Below are 16550 nucleotides of genomic sequence, written 5' to 3' on the forward strand. Positions count from 1 at the left end.
GATCCGCCGGGCCCCTCAGACGTCGCGGCGGCCGACGACGACGTACGAGGCGGCCACGGTCGCTCCCGTGATCAGCAGGATGATCAGCACGTTGGAGAAGTTGCTGGGCGCCGCGCCCAGGTCGCCGCCCTCCTGCATGCCGAACAGCTGGCTCAGCGCGACGGGCACGTTGCGCTGGAGGATCTCCCGCCCGATGGGGGCGACGGCCTCCCAGACGATGAGCATGGCCCCCAGCACCGGCGGCAGCGTGACCACGCCGAGCATGACGGCGATCGCCCCCGCGGAGTGCCGCACCAGTGCGCCGATCGCGAGCGCGAGCACGCCGAGCAGGGTGACGTAGAGGCAGCCGGCCACGGCGCCCAGCCACTCGTCGGCCGTGTGCGCACCGGAGGCCGCCCCGCCGTGGGCGAGGGAGGCGGCGATCCCGACCACGAAGACGGACAGCGCGGTGGCGACGAAGGCCGTGATGCTGAAGACCAGGTACTTCGCGGTGAGCACGCGGAAGCGGTCCGGGGCGGCGGTGAACGTGGTCCGCACCAGGCCGGTGGCGTGCTCCGAGGCGATCGTGAGCACACCGAGGACCATCACCGCGACCTGGCCCACCATCAGGCCGAAGAGCGCGGGCGTGGTGAAGGAGATGGACTCGTAGTCCCGGTCGGTGGTCTGCGAGACGAAGAGCATCCCGACACCGACGACGGTCACCACGAGCGAGCCCAGCGTCCACAGGGTGGAGCGGATCGAGATCAGCTTGGTCCACTCCGAGGCGAGAGCGTGGCCCAGGTGCGGCCGCGGCGAGGGCAGCGCAGAGGTGTAGCTCCGCGGCCGGTCCGGCGTCGTGGTCGTCGGGGTCACGGTCATCGGGGGTCCTCGGTGGAGTCCTTGGCGGTGCTCGCGAGCTCGCCGGGATTGCTGGGCATCAGGAAGGGTTTCCCGCCCGCTCCGGGCGGCGGCGGGGCGAAGAAGCCCGCCTGTGGGACCTCGGGGGCCGTCGGCTCGTCCTCCCAGGCCGGGAGGGCCAGCGGGTCCTGCTCCCACAGCTCGGCCCGCGGGTCCTCGGTGGAGGTGTACTCGACGGCGGACTGGGTCATCCGCATGTACGCCTCCTCCAGCGAGGCCCGGTGCGGGGACAGCTCCCACAGCCGTACGCCGGCCCCGTGCGCGAGGTCCGAGATACGGGGGAGCTCCAGGCCGGTCACGCGCAGTGCTCCGTCGGGCTCCTGGAGGACCCGGCCGCCCGCCCCGGCGAGGGCCCTGCCCAACGTGTCCCGGCCATCGGGATCGGTGTCGGCCGCACGCACCCGAGCGAATCCGGCCGAATTGTGCGCGATGAACTCCTGCGTCCCCATGTCGGCCAGCAGCCGTCCGCGGCCGATGACGATCAGGTGGTCGGCGGTCAGTGCCATCTCGCTCATCAGGTGGGAGGAGACGAAGACGGTGCGGCCCTCGGCGGCCAGTCGGCGCATCAGGTTGCGGACCCAGAGGATGCCCTCCGGGTCGAGCCCGTTGACCGGCTCGTCGAACAGCAGCACCTGGGGGTCGCCGAGCAGCGCCGTGGCGATGCCGAGGCGCTGGCCCATGCCGAGCGAGAAGCCCTTCGTGCGCTGCCGGGCGGCGTCCTGGAGGCCGACCACGGCCAGCACCTCGTCCACCCGCTTCTCCGGGATCCCGGAGAGCTGGGCGATGGACAGCAGGTGGGTACGGGCCCGGCGGCCGCCGTGCACGGCCTTGGCGTCGAGCAGGGCCCCGACGTGCCGCTGGGCGTTCGGCAGCTCCCGGAAGGGCAGGCCGTTGATCGTGACCTGACCGGAAGTGGGCCGGTCGAGCCCGAGGATCATGCGCATGGTCGTGGACTTCCCGGAGCCGTTGGGCCCCAGGAAGCCCGTCACGTGACCCGGCTTGACCTGGAAGGACAACTGGTCGACGGCGGTCTTGGCGCCGTAGCGCTTGGTCAGGCCGACTGCCTCGATCATCTTGCTGCCCCTTACCAGGCCGGGACGACTCTCGCCCGCGTAAGGGTTAAGAGGATAACGAGGATCCTCCGGTTCCGTCCCGGGCCGGATCCCTGATCCGTCCCCGAGGCCGACCCTGGCATGACCCGTAGTCCTTCCGGAGGGGGCGGGCCGTCAGGCGTCCCTCTTCCTGAGGACGAGGTAGCCCCCGAGTACCGAGGCGGCCACCCACAGGACCATGATCCCGAGCCCGCCCCACGGGCCGTAGGGAGTCCCGGTCCCGGCGATGGTGTCCGGCACGACCTCGATGATCTTCGACCCGGCCGCGTCGGGCAGGTACTGGCCGTACGTGCGGGTCGCCTCGAAGATGTTGAGGGCGTTCGAGACGATCAGGAAGAACGGGATCAGGATGCTGATCGAGGCGACCGAGCTGCGCAGCATGGCGGCCACGCCCATGGAGAACAGCGCCAGCAGTGCCATGTACACGCCGGCGCCGATCACCGCACGCAGGACGTTCTCCGTGCCGAGGCCGGTGCCGTGGTCGCCCAGGATCGCCTGGCCGAGGAAGAAGGACACGAAGCTGGTCAGCAGTCCGACCAGCAGGGCCAGCGCCGTGGCCACGGTGAGCTTTCCGAACAGGAAGCGGGCCCGGGCGGGCACGGCGGCCAGCGAAGTACGGATCATGCCCGTGCTGTATTCGGTGCTGACCACCATGACACCGAAGACGATCATCGCCAGCTGGCCGAACTGCATCCCGGTGAAGCTCACCACGGTGGGATCGAAGGCGGCCCGTTCGAGCGCGCTCATCCTGTCGAGGCCCGCCTTGGCCGCGGTCGAGATCAGGGCGCCGAAGCCGACGGTGACGATCATGGCCACGGCGAGCGTCCAGCTGGTGGAGGCGACGGTGCGGATCTTGGTCCACTCGGAGGTGAGGACGGCGGTGAAGGCCATGGTCACCGCCCGCCCTTGCGCGCGGCGTCGGCGGAGTCGAAGCCGGCGCCCCAGGCGGGGACGTCGGCCGGCCGGGCCGGGTTGTCGCCGGCCGCACCGGGTGCGCCCGGTGCGTGGGAGTGGTACTCGACGGAGTCCGCCGTCATGCGCATGAACGCTTCCTCCAGTGAAGCCCGTTGCGGGCTGAGCTCGTGCAGCACGATCCGGTGCCGGGCGGCCAGCTCGCCGACCTGCTCGGCGCCCACGCCGTCGATCTCCAGCGTGCCGGTGGCGGGGACGCCGACGGCGTCGATCCCGGCCTCGTGCAGGACGTCCTTGAGCCGCTCCTGCTGCGGTGAACGCACGCGGACGTAACTGCGGGAGTTCTGGTGAATGAAATCAGCCATAGAGGTATCGGCCAACAGCCGTCCTTGACCGATCACGATCAAATGGTCCGCGGTCAGGGCCATTTCGCTCATCAGGTGAGAGGACACGAAGATCGTGCGGCCCTCCGCCGCCAGGCCCTTCATCAGATTGCGGATCCAGAGAATTCCCTCGGGGTCCAGACCATTGACGGGTTCGTCGAACATGAGGATCTGCGGATCCCCGAGCAACGCGGAGGCGATTCCCAGCCGTTGTCCCATGCCCAGTGAAAATCCTTTGGACTTCTTCCTGGCGACGGGAGTCAGCCCGACCAGGTCCAGCACCTCGCCGACCCGGCGTTCGGGGATGCCGTTCGACTGCGCCAGGCAGAGCAGGTTGTTGTACGCGCTGCGGCCGCCGTGCATCGCCTTCGCGTCCAGCAGCGCCCCTACGTGCTTCAGCGGTTCCTGGAGTTCCCGGTAGCGCTTCCCGTAGATCCGGACCCGGCCACTGGTCGGATTGTCGAGATCGAGCATCATGCGCATGGTCGTGGACTTGCCCGCCCCGTTGGGGCCGAGGAAGCCGGTCACCACCCCCGGTCTGACCTGGAAGCTGAGGTTGTTGACGGCGGTCTTGGTGCCGAATCGTTTCGTGAGTCCCTCGAGCTCGATCATGCCGACACGCTAGAACGCCCGAGGGCCCTACGTCACCTCGAACGGGTGACATAGGGCCCTCGATCAGGCTCTTTCGCTACCGGCAGGTAGCGCCTGCCGGCTAGCGGCTCTGCTGCGCCGGCACGCCGCGGGTGACGGGCTCGTCGTCCGCGATCGGGTTGGCCGCCGCGACGGCCGCACCGGTGAGCGTCGCCAGCATCTCGCGGACGTTGGTCAGCTGCGCGTTGATCGAGTCGCGGCGGTTGGTGAGCGCCGCCAGCTCGCGCTCGGACTCGCTGCGGATGCGGTCCGCCTTGGCGTTGGCGTCGGCCACGATGTCCTCGGCCTGGCGCTGCGCGGTCTCCACGGTCTGGCGGGCCCGGCGCTCGGCGTCCGTACGCAGCTTCTCGGCCTCCAGGCGCAGCTGCTCGGCGCGGTGCTCGATCTCCGCGAGGCGCTTCTCGGCCTTGGCCTGGCGGGAGGCCAGGTCGCGCTCCGACTGCTCACGGCGCTTGGCCAGGTTGGTCTCGAAGTCCGCGGCGGCCTGGGCGGCCTTGGCGCGGGTCTCCTCGAACAGCGCGTCGGCCTCCTCGCGCTTGGAGGCCGCGTCCTTCTGGGCCTCGGCGCGCAGGGTGGCGGCGTCGCCCTTGGCCTTCTCGACGATGCGGACGCCCTCGTCCTCCGCCTTCGTCTTCCGGTCGGCCGCGAACGACTCGGCGTCGTTGCGCACCTGCTGGGCGGCCGACTCGGCGAGCTCACGGTGCTGCTCGGCCGCGCGACGGGCCTCCTCGCGCAGGTCCTTCGCCTCCTCCTCGGCCAGCCGCAGGATCTTCTCGACCCGGGCGCCGAGACCCGCGTACGACGGCTCCGCGTCGTTCACCTGGGCCTGGGCGTTCTGCGTTTCGAGGTGCAGCTCCTCGATCCGCTTTTCCAGAGAGTTGATACGTCCAAGGGCGCTGTCGCGGTCGGAGACCAGCTTGGTAATGCGGTCGTCCACCTGACCGCGGTCATAACCACGCCGCACGAGCTCGAAGCCGAAGGGGGAGGAAGTGTCGCTCATGGGGTTCCTGTCGAATGAGACCGATGAGGTGCTACGTGAGGTGTTAAGGGGAATCCTAGGCGCCCAGACGGCGTGTCATCGAGTCAATCCGCGTTTGATCTGGACAATGACACCCCTTTTGAGTGGCAAGGCGGCGGAATGCTTGTCACCCGTTCGCCTGAACATGCATCAGGTGCACACATCCGGGTCCCCTTGGCTAGCCCTCCGACGACTTGCCACCCGAACGAGTGGATCCCGCTGTCACTCCCGCCTTGGCGCCCCCCGCGCCCTGCCCGCCGACCGTGGGCTTCCCGCCGCCCGAAGGCGCCTCGAATGATTCCAACGCCTCAAGAACGTCCTGGACACGGGAGATCTCCCCCTGAATGTCCTGCCGCCTGCGGACCAGGACCTCCAGCTCACGGCGGCCCTCCTCGACGAGGCGCTCGGCCTCCGCCTTGGCCTCCGCCAGCGCGCTCTCGGCCTCCCGGGCCAGCTCCGCCTTCTTCTGCTCGGCCTCCTTGAGCAGCGCCTCCGCCTTGCGGACGGCGGCGATGCGGACCTTGCTCGCCTCGCTGCTCGCGTCCGACAGCAGCGTCTTGGCCTTCGCCTCGGCCTCGACGCTCTGCTCGGTCGCCGCGCGCACCAGCTTGTCCACACGCTCGCCGGCCGACTTCATCTGCTCGGCCGACTCCCGGCGGGCCCGCTCGTGCAGCTCCTCGACCTCGCCCTCGACGCGGCCGCGCAGCTCCTCCGCCCGTTCCCTTATGGCGGCGGCGTCCGTGCGCGCGCCGACCAGCAGCTCGTTGGCGTCCGTACGGGCCTTCTCCACCAGGGAGTTGCCCTCGACAGTGGCCTCCGAGGTGATCCGTGCCGCCTCCTTGCGGGCCGCGTCGACCATGGCGTCGGCCTGCTCCTCGGCCGCCGTGGTGGCGGCGAGGGCCTGCTTCTGCGCGTCGACGGTGAGGTTGTCGGCCTCCGTCGCCGCCTCGGTGATGAGCCGGTCGACCTGCTCGGCCGCCTCGCTGCGGCGCTTGTTCGCCTCCTCGCGGGCCTCGTCCAGCAGCCGCTCGGACTCCTTGCGGGCCTCCGCGCGGGTACGTTCCGCCGCGGCCGCGGCCTCCGCCTTGACCCGCTCGGCCTCCGACCGGGTCCGGGCCGCGTGCTCCTGCGCCGAGGACAGCGCCTCGGAGGCGTCGGCCCGCAGCCGCTCCGCCTCGGACGCCGCCTCGCCGACCGTCCGCTCGTTGTCCTTGCGGGTCTGCTCGGTGAGCTTGTCCGCCTCGGACGCCGCCTCCGTGATGAGCCGGTCCGCCTGCTCGGCCGCCTCGGCGCGCAGCCGGTTCGCCTCTGCGCGCGCCTCGTCCAGCGTCTGCTCGGCGTCGCGCTCGGCGCCGGCCAGGGTCTCGCCCGCCGCGGCCGTGACGCGGTCCGCCTCCGCGGTGGCCTCGCCGATGATCCGGCCGCCCTCCGCGCGGGCGTCCTCCAGGACCCGGTTCGCGTCCGCGCGCAGCCGCTCGGCCTCCGCCGCGGCCTCGCCGACCGTGGCCTCGTTGGCCACCCGGGTCTCGTCGATGAGCCGGTCGCCCTCGGCACGCGAGTCGACCATGATCTTCGCGGCGTCGCGCTCGGCGCCCGCCAGGGTCTCGGCCGCCTGCGACTTCAGCCGGGCCGCCTGGGTGGTGAGGCGCTCGGCCTCGGCCGCCGCCTCGCCCACGGTGGCCGCGTTCGCCGCGCGGGTCTCCTCGATGAGGCGGTCCGCCTCCGCCGAGGCCTCGGTGATGAGCCGGTCGACCTGCTCCGCGGCCTCGGTGCGCAGCCGGTTGCCCTCGGCGCGCGCCTCGTCCAGCGTGGCCGCGGCCGCGGTGCGGGTGGCCTCGGCGACCTCCGCCGCCTCCGTGGTGATCCGCTCCGCCTCAGCCTCGGCGTCGGCGACCGTGGCCGCGTTCGCCGCGCGGGTCTCCTCGGTGAGCCGCTCGGCCTCCGCCGAGGCCTCGGCCGTGATCCGGGCACCCTCGGCGCGGGCGGCCTCCAGGGACTCCGCCGCCTCGCCGCGGATACGGTTGGCGTCGTTGCGGGCGTCGGCCCGGGTACGGGCGGCGTCCCGCTCGGCGGCGGCCAGCGCGTCCGTGGCCTCGGTCCGCAGCCGCTGGGCGTACTCGGCGGTGTCGGCGCGCAGCTGCTCCGCCTCGGCGATCGCCTCGCCGACGGTCCGCTCCGCCAGCGCCTTCGCCGCGTCCGTCTCGGCGCGCGCCTCGGTACGGATACGGCCCGCGTCCTCGGCGGCCCGCTCCCGCTCCGCGTGGGCGTCGCCGCGGACCCGGGCGGCCTCTTCCTCGGCCTCCGTCTTCGTCCGCTCCGCCACGTGCTCGGCGGCGCTGCGCAGCCCGGAGATCTCCTCCTCGGCCTGCTCGTGCAGCCCGGCCACGGCGTCGCGCACCTGCTGGGCGGTGGCCTCGGCCGCCGACACCAGCTCCGAGGCGCGGCTCTCGGCCTCCTCGGTCAGACGGGCCGCCTCGGCCTGCGCCTCCTCCGAGCGGCGGCGGGCCGCTGCCAGCAGCTCCTCGCTCTGCTCGCGGGCCTGCGCCCGCTCCTGTTCGGCGTCGGTACGGGCCGACGCCAGGGTCTCCTCGGCCTCCCGGCGGCGCCGGGCGGCCTCCTCCTGCGCGGCGGCCAGCGCCTCGGCGGCCTCCGCGGCGACCCGCTCGGCCGCCGCCTTCGCCTCCGCGCGCAGCCGGTCCGCGGTCTCCTGGGCCTCGGAGCGCACGCGCTCGGCCTCGGCCTCGGCCTCGCCGCGCAGCCGTACGGCCACCTGCTCGGCCTCGGCGCGCACCCGGCCGGCGTCCTGCGCCGCCTCGGTGCGCAGCTGGTCGGCCTCGGCCTCGGACTGCGTCCGGAGCGTGCGGATGCGTTCCGCCGCCTCGGCGCGCAGCCGGTCGTTCTCCTCGGTCGTCTCGCGGCGGATGTTCTCCGCCGCGCCGCGGGCGTCGCGCAGCGTCTGCTCGGCCGTGGCCAGCCGGCCCTCGGCCTCCGTGTGCAGCCGTACGAGCTCTTCGTCGGCCTCGGCGCGCTTCGCTGCCAGTGCCTGCTCGGTCTCCTCGCGCCGTGCGAGGGCCGCCGCGTCCGCCTCGGCGCGGACCGCCTCGGCCTGCTCCTCGGCCTCGGCGCGCAGCCGTTCGGCCTCGGCGCGGGTCCGCTCCAGGGTCTCCTCGGCCTGCTTGCGCAGGGTGCCGGCCCGCTCGACGGCCTCGGCGCGGACCCGCTCGCTCTCGGCGGTCGCCCCGGCGCGCAGCTCGTCCGCGTCCGACTTGGCCTTGCCGAGCAGTTCCTCGGCGGTCTTGGCCGCCTCCTCGATCTGCTGGACCGCCTCGCGGCGGGCCTCGCCGCGGATCCGCTCGCCCTCGGCGACGGCCTCCGCGCGCAGCTGCTCGGCCTCGCCGCGCAGCCGCCGGGCCTCCTCCTGGAGCTCGACCGTGCGGGCCCGGTACTCCTCGGTGTCGTCCTTCGCGGCGCCCTTGAGCTCGTCGGCCGTGGCCGCGGCCTGCAGGCGCAGCCGGTCGGCCTCGGCCTCGGCCTCGCGGCGGATCCGCTCGGCCTCCTCGGACGCGGCCCGGGTGGTGGCCCGGGCGTCCTCCGAGGCCTTGTTCAGTACGTCCTCGGCGGTACGGGCGGCCTTCGCCAGCTGCGCCGCCATGTCCTCGGCCGCGGCGGTCCGGGCCTGCTGGCCGGCCTCCGTGCGCTGCCGTTCGGCGTCCGCGCGGGCGTCGGCCAGGGCCTGCTCGGCCTCGGCCTTGAGGAGTTCGGCCTCCTTGGTGGCCTCGCCGACCAGCCGGGCGACCTGCTCCTTGGCGGTGCGGGTGCGCTGTTCGTTGACGGATTCCGCCGACGCGAGCTGCCGCGAGGCGCTCTCCTTGGCCTCCGCGAGGATCTTCTCGGCCTCGGCGCGGGCCTCGCGCAGCGCGGACTCGGCCTCCTGCGCGCGGGATTCGGCGATCCGGCCGAGGTCGAGGGTCTGCTGCCGGGTCTGCTCGGCCTCGGCGGAAGTGGTGGAACGCAGCCGTTCGGCGTGCTGGGTGGCCTCCTGGGCCTGCGTGGAGGCGGCGGTCAGCAGCCGCTCGGCCTCCTTGCGGGCACGCAGCAGCGTGGACTCGGCCTCCGCGCGGGCGGCCTCGGCGTCGGAGGCCATCCGGCGCCGGGTTTCCTCGGCGACCCGGGCGGCCTCGGCACGGGCCGCGTTCAGGGACTGCTCGGCCTCGGCGCGGGACTCCTCCATGAGGCGGCGCGCCTGGGCCTCGGTACGGGCGCGCAGCTGCTCGGCCCAGGCCACGTTCTCGTTGACGTGCGCCTCGACGGTCTGGCGGCGCTCGTTGAGCTCCTGGTCCAGCCGCTGGCGCCGGTTGACGGCCTCGGTGTGCAGCTCGGCCTGCAGGCGCGCCTGGTGCTCGGCGTGCTCCTGCAGGATGCGCTGGGTCTGCGCCCGGGCGTCGCGCAGCTCGCGCTCGGCGTCGGAGCGCATCTGGTCGGCCTGGATCTGGGCGTTGCGGAGCAGCTGCTCCGCCTGGTAGCCCATGTCCGCGCCGTCGTAGGCAGGACGGGACGCGAGGGCCCGGCGTACCTCGTGGAGCTTGGCGCGCAGCACCTCGACCTGGTAACCCAGGTCCTCAGCGTGCTGGACGGCCTTCCCGCGCTCCTTCTTCAGCCGCTCCATCTCGGCCTCGAAGCGCGAGAGATGGTCGGCCTCGGCCTGATGGCTCTCCTGGCTTTCGTAGCCCCGCACAGCGCGGTCCCATCCGTCCCCTGGTCGCAAGCTCACTCCAATGAGCATCGCTCGCCCGCTGAACGACGCCCCCGGGGGAATGGTGTCAGATACCGGGGCAGGGGTCACAGGCCCCGACCCTCTCCGCACCGAACCCCGGCCGAGCCATGGCCACTCTACCGGCCGGGGAATCGGGCCATCAGTGGTCCATCAATGGTCGGGGTTCGAGGTGACCAGTTCGGTCAGGACTCCGTGGCAGTCCTTGGGGTGCAGGAAGGTGATCGAGGAGCCCATCGAACCGGTGCGGGGCTGGTCGTAGAGCACGCGGACGCCCTTGCCGCGGATGGCCTCCGAGTCGCCCCGGACGTCCTCGGTGCCGAAGGCGATGTGGTGCACGCCCTCGCCGTTCTTGGCGAGCCACTTGCCGACCGCGGAGTCCTCGCGGGTGGGCTCCAGGAGCTGGATGTAGGAGGCGCCGCCGTCGGAGGTTTCGTTGATCTTCAACATGGCCTCGCGGACGCCCTGCTCCTCGTTGACCTCGGAGTGGAACACCTCGAAGCCGTACGTGGCACGGTAGAACTCGACAGTCTTGTCCAGGTCGAAGCAGGCGATCCCGATGTGGTCGATTCTTGTCAGCATGGGGACAGTGCACCGCCGAAGGGGGTCGTCACGCAACGTGCGCGCGATCACACCGGCTGCCCGGTGACCGCTGCGGTACCGCCCAGTACATTCACGTAAACCCTCGTTCACTCCTCATCCAAGGGGCTGTGCCTCATGTCCGGATCGAACAACACCACTTCCGTGATCGTCGCCGGGGCCCGCACGCCCATGGGGCGGCTGCTCGGCTCGCTGAAGTCCTTCTCGGGTGCCGACCTCGGCGGCTTCGCCATCAAGTCCGCGCTGGAGCGGGCCGGGATCTCCGGCGACCAGGTCCAGTACGTGATCATGGGCCAGGTGCTCCAGGCCGGCGCGGGCCAGATCCCGGCCCGCCAGGCGGCGGTCAAGGCCGGCATCCCGATGAACGTGCCCGCCCTGACCATCAACAAGGTGTGCCTCTCGGGCCTGGACGCGATCGCGCTGGCCGACCAGCTGATCCGCGCCGGTGAGTTCGACATCGTGGTCGCGGGCGGGCAGGAGTCGATGACCAACGCCCCGCACCTGCTGCCGAAGTCCCGCGACGGCTACAAGTACGGCGCGGTCGAGATGCTGGACGCGATGGCCTACGACGGCCTCACGGACGCCTTCGAGAACATCGCGATGGGCGAATCCACCGAGAAGCACAACACCCGCCTGGGCATCGAGCGCGCCCCGCAGGACGAGTTCGCCGCGGCCTCCCACCAGCGCGCGGCCGCCGCCCGGAAGAACGGCGTCTTCGAGGCCGAGATCACCCCGGTGGAGATCCCGCAGCGCAAGGGCGACCCGGTGATCTTCTCCGCCGACGAGGGCATCCGCCCCGAGACCACCGTGGAGTCCCTGGGCAAGCTGCGTCCCGCCTTCGCCAAGGACGGCACGATCACCGCCGGCACCTCCTCGCAGATCAGCGACGGCGCGGCCGCCGTGGTCGTGATGAGCAAGGCCAAGGCCGAGGAGCTCGGCCTGGAGTGGATCGCGGAGATCGGCGCCCACGGCAACGTGGCCGGCCCGGACAACTCCCTCCAGTCGCAGCCGTCGAACGCGATCCTGCACGCCCTGAAGAAGGAGGGCCTGGAGGTGTCCGACCTGGACCTCATCGAGATCAACGAGGCCTTCGCCGCGGTCGCCGTGCAGTCAATGAAGGACTTGGGCGTGACCCCGGAAAAGGTGAACGTCAACGGTGGCGCCATCGCCCTGGGCCACCCGATCGGCATGTCCGGCGCCCGCGTGGTGCTGCACCTGGCGCTGGAGCTCAAGCGCCGCGGCGGCGGGGTCGGCGCGGCCGCGCTGTGCGGCGGCGGCGGCCAGGGTGACGCGCTGATCGTGCGCGTCGCCAAGTAGGCGGCCCGGCCGCCGGGCCGTACCGGGCCCGGCGGCCCCCACGTATCCCGTACGAGAACCGAGGAGCGCAGCACGTATGACGGCGGTGGACGTCCCCCAGCTGGTGGCCCAGGCGCGTGAGGGCAGGCCGAGGGCGGTGGCCCGGCTGATCTCGCTGGTCGAGGGGGCGTCCCCGCAGCTGCGCGAGGTGATGGCCGCGCTGGCCCCGCTGACGGGCGGGGCGTACGTGGTGGGCCTGACCGGGTCGCCGGGCGTCGGCAAGTCGACGTCGACCTCGGCGCTGGTGTCCGCCTACCGCAGGGCCGGCAAGCGCGTGGGCGTCCTCGCCGTCGACCCGTCCTCGCCCTTCTCGGGCGGGGCGCTGCTCGGCGACCGCGTACGGATGTCGGACCACGCCTCCGACCCGGGGGTCTACATCCGCTCCATGGCCACCCGCGGCCACCTGGGCGGGCTCGCGTGGGCCGCGCCGCAGGCGATCCGGGTCCTGGACGCGGCCGGCTGCGACGTGATCCTCGTCGAGACGGTCGGGGTCGGGCAGTCGGAGGTGGAGATCGCCTCGCAGGCCGACACCTCGGTGGTGCTGCTGGCGCCCGGGATGGGCGACGGGATCCAGGCCGCGAAGGCGGGAATCCTGGAGATCGGCGACGTGTACGTGGTCAACAAGGCCGACCGGGACGGCGCGGACGCGACCGCCCGGGAGCTGAACCACATGCTGGGGCTGGGCGAGGCGCGCGGCCGGGACGACTGGCGGCCGCCGATCGTGAAGACGGTCGCGGCCCGCGGCCAGGGCATCGACGAGGTCGTCGAGGCGCTGGAGAAGCACCGGGCGTGGATGGACGAGCGCGGGGTGCTGGCCGAGCGGCGCGCGGCCAGGGCCGCGCGGGAGGTCGAGACGATCGCCGTGACGGCGCTGCGGGCACGGATGGCGGACGTCCACGGTGACGCCCACCTCGGCGCGCTGGCCGCCAGGGTCGCCGAGGGCGACCTGGACCCGTACGCGGCCGCCGACGCCCTCCTGGCGACCCTCACGGAGGCCTGAGCCCCCCGCCTCCGGCCGGGCCGGCCGGGGGCACAGCGCGGGCCTGTACGGCACGCCGTACAGGCGGGGTGGCGGGGCCGCCCTCACGGGCGCTCGGCGGCCGGCGGAGGGCGGATACCGCCCATGGTCCGGTCCGCCGCCCCGAGGGGTGCGCAGAGCGCCCGGCTCAGACCTTGCCGCGGGTGCCGCGCAGGTGCTCCGCGACCGGGGTCAGCGAGGCGCGCAGCGCCGCCAGGGCCTCCGGCGTCAGCAGGTCGATGAAGTGCTGGCGGACGGACGCCACGTGGTGCGGGGCGACCTTCCGCATGGTCTCCATGCCCTCGTCCGTGAGCACCGCGTACAGGCCGCGACGGTCCGACTCGCAGTTGACCCGGCGGACCAGGCCCGCCGTCTCCATCCGCGTGATCTGGTGCGACAGCCGGCTCTTCGACTGCAGGGTGGCGGTCGCGAGGTCGCTCATGCGCATCCGGTGGTCCTGCGACTCCGAGAGGTTCACGAGGATCTCGTAGTCGTTGTTGGTGAGCCCGAAGGGCTGGAGATCCTTTTCCAGCTGGTGCATGAGGAGCCGGCTGACGTCCAGGTGGGTGCGCCAGGCGCACTGCTCCGCGTCGGTCAGCCAGCGCGTGGCCGTCTCGGTCTCCATGGTCTCCATGAATGAACTCTACCTAAAAAGTTGAATTGCGTACAAAGGTCGGAGGTCCTGGCTGTCACAGTCCGAAGCGGCGCTGGAGATCACCCAGCTGTCCGGGCATCCGCGGCACGCCGATCTGCCCCAGCGGCCCCTGGCCGGCTCCCGGCACGCCCTGCGCGTTGCCCGTGGCCGCCCCGGCGCCCACCGTGCCGACCGACTGCTCCGCCATCAGCATCTCCGAGGACTGCAGGAGCACGGTTCCGGCTCCGACGAACTCGAACTGGTGCTCCTCGCCCGAGGTGCCCCCGATGCCGGCCAGCGAGCGCAGTCCGCCCATCACGCCGGACATGTAGCCGTGATCGTAATGGTGACAGGGAGACGGGCAGTCCGCCCAGCCGACCAGCGCCTGCGGGTCCACCCGCAGCGGCGGCTCCATGAACACCACCGGCCCGTTGGAGGCCGCCACGAACTTGCCGGTGCCGATCAGCGTCAGGAAGCCTGGGACGATCGACTGCTTCAGGGCGAGCGAGGGCTGGTACGCCAGCAGGTTGCCCGACCGGATCGTCAGGTTGCCGTTGTCCAGGTCGTACGAGTTCACGTCGAAGGCCCGGTCGGCCAGCAGCATCTTGCCCTGACCCTCGGCCACCACCCAGTCACTGGCGTGCAGCGGCGAGTGGAAGCTGGTGCGCAGCAGACGGTCGAAGCGCCCGTTCCCGATGCCGTTGAACTCGATGTGCCCGTAGTACGAGATCATCTTGCCCTTCTGCAGGAACCACTGGCTCCCCTTGAGCTCCACGCAGAAGGTGTACGCGTTCACGTTGTCGTCGGAGGGCAGCGTGTACGGGTCGAAGACCGTCGGGCCGCCGGGCCCGCCCATCACGGGGCCAAAGTTCACAGCTTCTCCTCGGAGGCCTGTACGTACACCGCGCCCTGGCCGGACAGTTCCAGCTGGAACGCCTCGCCCGAGCCGCGCCCCACCATGTCCCGCCAGCCGAGGGCGGTGGAGAGCTTGTTCCTGACGTCCCCGTGGTGGGCCACGTAGGCCTGGGGGTCCACGTGGACCGGCCGGTTCGGGGTGATGGGGAGTTCGATGACCCCGCCGTGGGCCATCACGGCGACCGAGCCGTGACCCTTCAGGGTGGTGGTGAACAGGCCCTGGCCGGTCACCTGGCCGCGGACCATGCCCATGACCCCGCCCTGCGAGCCCATGAACATCGTGCCCTGCTGGAGGGTCCCGTCGAAGGCGAGCAGCCGGTCGGCCTCGACGTAGAGGGTCTCGCCGGTCAGGTTGATCACCTGGATGTGGTGGCCGCCGTGGCCGAACATCACGGTGCCGCTGCCCTCGACCGTCATCAGCGGGGTCTGCTCGTTCGCCACGCGGCGCCCGATCATGCCCATGACCCCGCCCTGACCGCCCGTCAGGCTCGGGGTGAAGGAGACGTCGCCGCGGTAGGCGAGCATCGCTCCGCGCTGGCTGAACATCTTCTGGCCCGGGACGACCTGGGCCTCGACCATCTTCGAGTTGATCTCGCGGAACGGCATCAGATGTCGCCCCCGACGGTGTTGCGCTCGCTGGGCTGCACGTAGACCAGGCCCTCGCCCTCGAAGCGGATCTGGAACGCCTCGCCGGAGCCCTCGCCCATGAGCGTGCGGAATGTCACACCGGACTGGAAGGACTGCTGGAGGTTGCCGGTGTGCGCGATGTACGCCCCCGGGTCGACGGACAGCGGGTACTGGGCGCTCACGCGCAGCACCACGGCCGGACCGTCGGAGATGATCGCGGCCTGGCCCGATCCCTCGACCGTCGTGGTGAAGAGGCCGTTGCCCGTCGAGGCGCCCCTCAGCCCGGTGAAGGTGGTGCCGGTGCGCAGTCCGGCGTCGGTGCACAGCAGGTTGCTGGACTCGACGTAGAGCTTCTCGCCGTGCAGGTTGACCAGATTGATCTCACTTGCACGGTCGGCGAAGAAGCAGGTGCCGTGTCCCTGAACCTCCATCACCGTCATCTGTTCGCCGGTCAGCCGGCGGGTCACCATGCCGCGGAGGCCTTCGCCGCCGCCGCTCATCTTCTTGAAGGCCATCTGCCCGTCGTACGCGACCATGGAGCCGTTCTTCGCTTTCACGGCGTCCCCGGTCAGGTCGACGGCCAGCACCTTGCTGCCTTGGAGTCGGAACTGAGCCACGGGAAGACGTTATCGGCAGCGGGCGGACCCGAACAGAGTCCCGTGGCCGGATATATGACACACCCGGGCGTTTGGGAGCGTTCCCGGTCCCTCCCGGCGCGGGCCCGGAGGCAGGGGCCGGGTCAAGATCCCGCAAAGCGGCTGAGACACTGGAGGCGACCCTGGCCTCCACCCCCGAAGGTTCCACGTGGACATCAAGACCGCCTCCGCCCTGCACCGTCTGCGCCTCGTCTCCGTGCCGGAGGCGCTGTCGTTCCCGGCCCTGCTGATCTTCGGCTCGCTGCTCAGCCGGATCTCGGACATCGACTACCTGCTGCTGCCGCTGGGTCTCCTGCACGCGTTCCTGTTCATGGTCTACTCGGTGCTGCTGCTGGACGTGTGGTACAAGGCGAAGTGGCCCTTCAAGAAGGTCCTGTTCTTCTTCGTCCTCTCGGTGGTCCCCCTGGGCGGCCTCTACGGCGACAAGCTGCTCAAGCGCGAAGAGGCCGACAGCGTGGTCGCCGCCCGTGCCCGCGAGGCGGCCCAGGCGTGATCGTCGCGTTCTCGGTGACCCCGCTCGGGGTCGGTGAAGAGGTGGGCGAGTACGTCGCCGACGCGGTCCGCGTGGTCCGCGAGTCCGGGCTGCCGAACCGCACCGACGCCATGTTCACCACCGTCGAGGGCGAGTGGACCGAGGTCATGGACGTGATCCGGCGCGCGGTCGCCGCCGTCGAGGAGCGGGCGCCCCGCGTCTCCTTCGTCCTCAAGGCCGACATCCGACCCGGCGTCACCGACGGGATCACCTCCAAGGTGGAGACGGTGGAACGCCACCTCGGGCAGGGCTGAACCGCCCGCCCCCGTACGCCCGAAGCGCCCCCGGCCGACCCGGCCGGGGGCGCTTGCGCATTGCGGGGCTGCTCGGCCGTGCCCCTGCGGTGCCCCTGCGGTGCCCCTGCGGGGTTGCTCGGCGGTGTCCTGTGCGGGAGGGCAGTCGGGCGGTGGTGTGCGGGTGTGGTGTGGTGCGGTGCCCCTGCGGGGTTGCTCCGCCGTGCCCTTGCGG

Annotated in this window: 15 protein-coding genes; 4 read left to right on the forward strand and 11 right to left on the reverse strand. The window is 71.9% G+C overall.

Annotation, left to right across the window (positions count from 1 at the left end; all coding sequences use genetic code 11):
- Nucleotides 1-15: 15 nt before the first annotated feature.
- From AAT21_RS09045 to mce, 7 genes are all read right to left on the reverse strand, one after another.
- On the reverse strand, nt 16-858 hold the full coding sequence (locus AAT21_RS09045) for an ABC transporter permease (RefSeq protein WP_046776180.1): 843 nt from the start codon (nt 856-858) through the stop codon (nt 16-18).
- Complete coding sequence (locus AAT21_RS09050) at nt 855-1970, reverse strand: ABC transporter ATP-binding protein (protein ID WP_046776181.1); 1116 nt, start codon at nt 1968-1970, stop codon at nt 855-857. Before AAT21_RS09050 ends, AAT21_RS09045 begins: the two co-directional genes overlap by 4 nt.
- Before the next feature lie 153 nt (nt 1971-2123).
- Nucleotides 2124-2900 (reverse strand): ABC transporter permease, encoded by a 777-nt coding sequence (locus AAT21_RS09055; RefSeq protein WP_063838078.1) that lies wholly within the window; start codon nt 2898-2900, stop codon nt 2124-2126.
- A 2-nt stretch (nt 2901-2902) separates the two neighbouring features.
- Entirely contained in the window at nt 2903-3916 is a 1014-nt protein-coding gene (locus AAT21_RS09060) for an ABC transporter ATP-binding protein (protein WP_046776183.1), read from the reverse strand.
- Nucleotides 3917-4016: 100 nt separating this feature from the next.
- Nucleotides 4017-4955 carry a coiled-coil domain-containing protein gene (locus AAT21_RS09065; protein WP_046776184.1) on the reverse strand — a complete coding sequence of 313 codons (939 nt, stop codon included), beginning with the start codon at nt 4953-4955 and terminating at the stop codon, nt 4017-4019.
- Between the two features lie 196 nt (nt 4956-5151).
- Entirely contained in the window at nt 5152-9708 is a 4557-nt protein-coding gene (gene scy, locus AAT21_RS09070; protein ID WP_046776185.1) for a polarized growth protein Scy, read from the reverse strand.
- 189 nt (nt 9709-9897) lie between these two features.
- Complete coding sequence (mce, locus tag AAT21_RS09075; RefSeq protein ID WP_046776186.1) at nt 9898-10326, reverse strand: methylmalonyl-CoA epimerase; 429 nt, start codon at nt 10324-10326, stop codon at nt 9898-9900.
- 135 nt (nt 10327-10461) lie between these two features.
- On the opposite strand from mce, the gene AAT21_RS09080 reads away from it, so the two are divergent.
- The gene (locus tag AAT21_RS09080) at nt 10462-11661 is read left to right on the forward strand and encodes an acetyl-CoA C-acetyltransferase (RefSeq protein WP_079025528.1); all 1200 of its coding nucleotides are present in this window, start codon (nt 10462-10464) and stop codon (nt 11659-11661) included.
- A gap of 76 nt (nt 11662-11737) precedes the next feature.
- Nucleotides 11738-12700: a methylmalonyl Co-A mutase-associated GTPase MeaB gene (meaB, locus tag AAT21_RS09085; RefSeq protein WP_030964224.1), complete on the forward strand. Its 963-nt coding sequence runs from the start codon at nt 11738-11740 to the stop codon at nt 12698-12700.
- A gap of 166 nt (nt 12701-12866) precedes the next feature.
- On the opposite strand, the gene AAT21_RS09090 is transcribed toward meaB, so the two are convergent.
- From AAT21_RS09090 to AAT21_RS09105, 4 genes are all read right to left on the reverse strand, one after another.
- Nucleotides 12867-13343 carry a MarR family winged helix-turn-helix transcriptional regulator gene (locus tag AAT21_RS09090; protein WP_030853666.1) on the reverse strand — a complete coding sequence of 159 codons (477 nt, stop codon included), beginning with the start codon at nt 13341-13343 and terminating at the stop codon, nt 12867-12869.
- A gap of 64 nt (nt 13344-13407) precedes the next feature.
- Nucleotides 13408-14208, reverse strand: a complete 801-nt coding sequence (locus AAT21_RS09095) for an AIM24 family protein (RefSeq protein ID WP_046776187.1) — start codon at nt 14206-14208, stop codon at nt 13408-13410.
- Between the two features lie 14 nt (nt 14209-14222).
- Nucleotides 14223-14873, reverse strand: a complete 651-nt coding sequence (locus AAT21_RS09100) for an AIM24 family protein (protein ID WP_046776188.1) — start codon at nt 14871-14873, stop codon at nt 14223-14225.
- The gene (locus tag AAT21_RS09105) at nt 14873-15511 is read right to left on the reverse strand and encodes an AIM24 family protein (protein WP_079025529.1); all 639 of its coding nucleotides are present in this window, start codon (nt 15509-15511) and stop codon (nt 14873-14875) included. Before AAT21_RS09105 ends, AAT21_RS09100 begins: the two co-directional genes overlap by 1 nt.
- 187 nt (nt 15512-15698) lie before the next feature.
- On the opposite strand from AAT21_RS09105, the gene AAT21_RS09110 reads away from it, so the two are divergent.
- Nucleotides 15699-16043: a DUF3817 domain-containing protein gene (locus AAT21_RS09110; protein ID WP_046776190.1), complete on the forward strand. Its 345-nt coding sequence runs from the start codon at nt 15699-15701 to the stop codon at nt 16041-16043.
- Nucleotides 16040-16336: an MTH1187 family thiamine-binding protein gene (locus AAT21_RS09115; protein WP_046776191.1), complete on the forward strand. Its 297-nt coding sequence runs from the start codon at nt 16040-16042 to the stop codon at nt 16334-16336. The genes AAT21_RS09110 and AAT21_RS09115 overlap by 4 nt, the downstream gene beginning before the upstream one ends.
- Nucleotides 16337-16550: the final 214 nt, after the last annotated feature.

This window comes from Streptomyces yangpuensis, from assembly GCF_001005295.1.
In the GTDB taxonomy this organism is placed as follows: Bacteria; Actinomycetota; Actinomycetes; order Streptomycetales; family Streptomycetaceae; genus Streptomyces; species Streptomyces yangpuensis.

Coding starts and splice junctions, on each gene's coding strand:
- AAT21_RS09100 (WP_046776188.1), bottom strand. CDS start 14,873: ATGCCGTTCCGCGAGATCAACTCGAAGATGGTCGAGGCCCAGGTCGTC.
- AAT21_RS09055 (WP_063838078.1), bottom strand. CDS start 2,900: ATGGCCTTCACCGCCGTCCTCACCTCCGAGTGGACCAAGATCCGCACC.
- AAT21_RS09080 (WP_079025528.1), top strand. CDS start 10,462: ATGTCCGGATCGAACAACACCACTTCCGTGATCGTCGCCGGGGCCCGC.
- AAT21_RS09045 (WP_046776180.1), bottom strand. CDS start 858: ATGACCGTGACCCCGACGACCACGACGCCGGACCGGCCGCGGAGCTAC.
- AAT21_RS09060 (WP_046776183.1), bottom strand. CDS start 3,916: ATGATCGAGCTCGAGGGACTCACGAAACGATTCGGCACCAAGACCGCC.
- mce (WP_046776186.1), bottom strand. CDS start 10,326: ATGCTGACAAGAATCGACCACATCGGGATCGCCTGCTTCGACCTGGAC.
- AAT21_RS09050 (WP_046776181.1), bottom strand. CDS start 1,970: ATGATCGAGGCAGTCGGCCTGACCAAGCGCTACGGCGCCAAGACCGCC.
- AAT21_RS09095 (WP_046776187.1), bottom strand. CDS start 14,208: ATGGGCGGGCCCGGCGGCCCGACGGTCTTCGACCCGTACACGCTGCCC.
- AAT21_RS09090 (WP_030853666.1), bottom strand. CDS start 13,343: ATGGAGACCGAGACGGCCACGCGCTGGCTGACCGACGCGGAGCAGTGC.
- AAT21_RS09065 (WP_046776184.1), bottom strand. CDS start 4,955: ATGAGCGACACTTCCTCCCCCTTCGGCTTCGAGCTCGTGCGGCGTGGT.
- meaB (WP_030964224.1), top strand. CDS start 11,738: ATGACGGCGGTGGACGTCCCCCAGCTGGTGGCCCAGGCGCGTGAGGGC.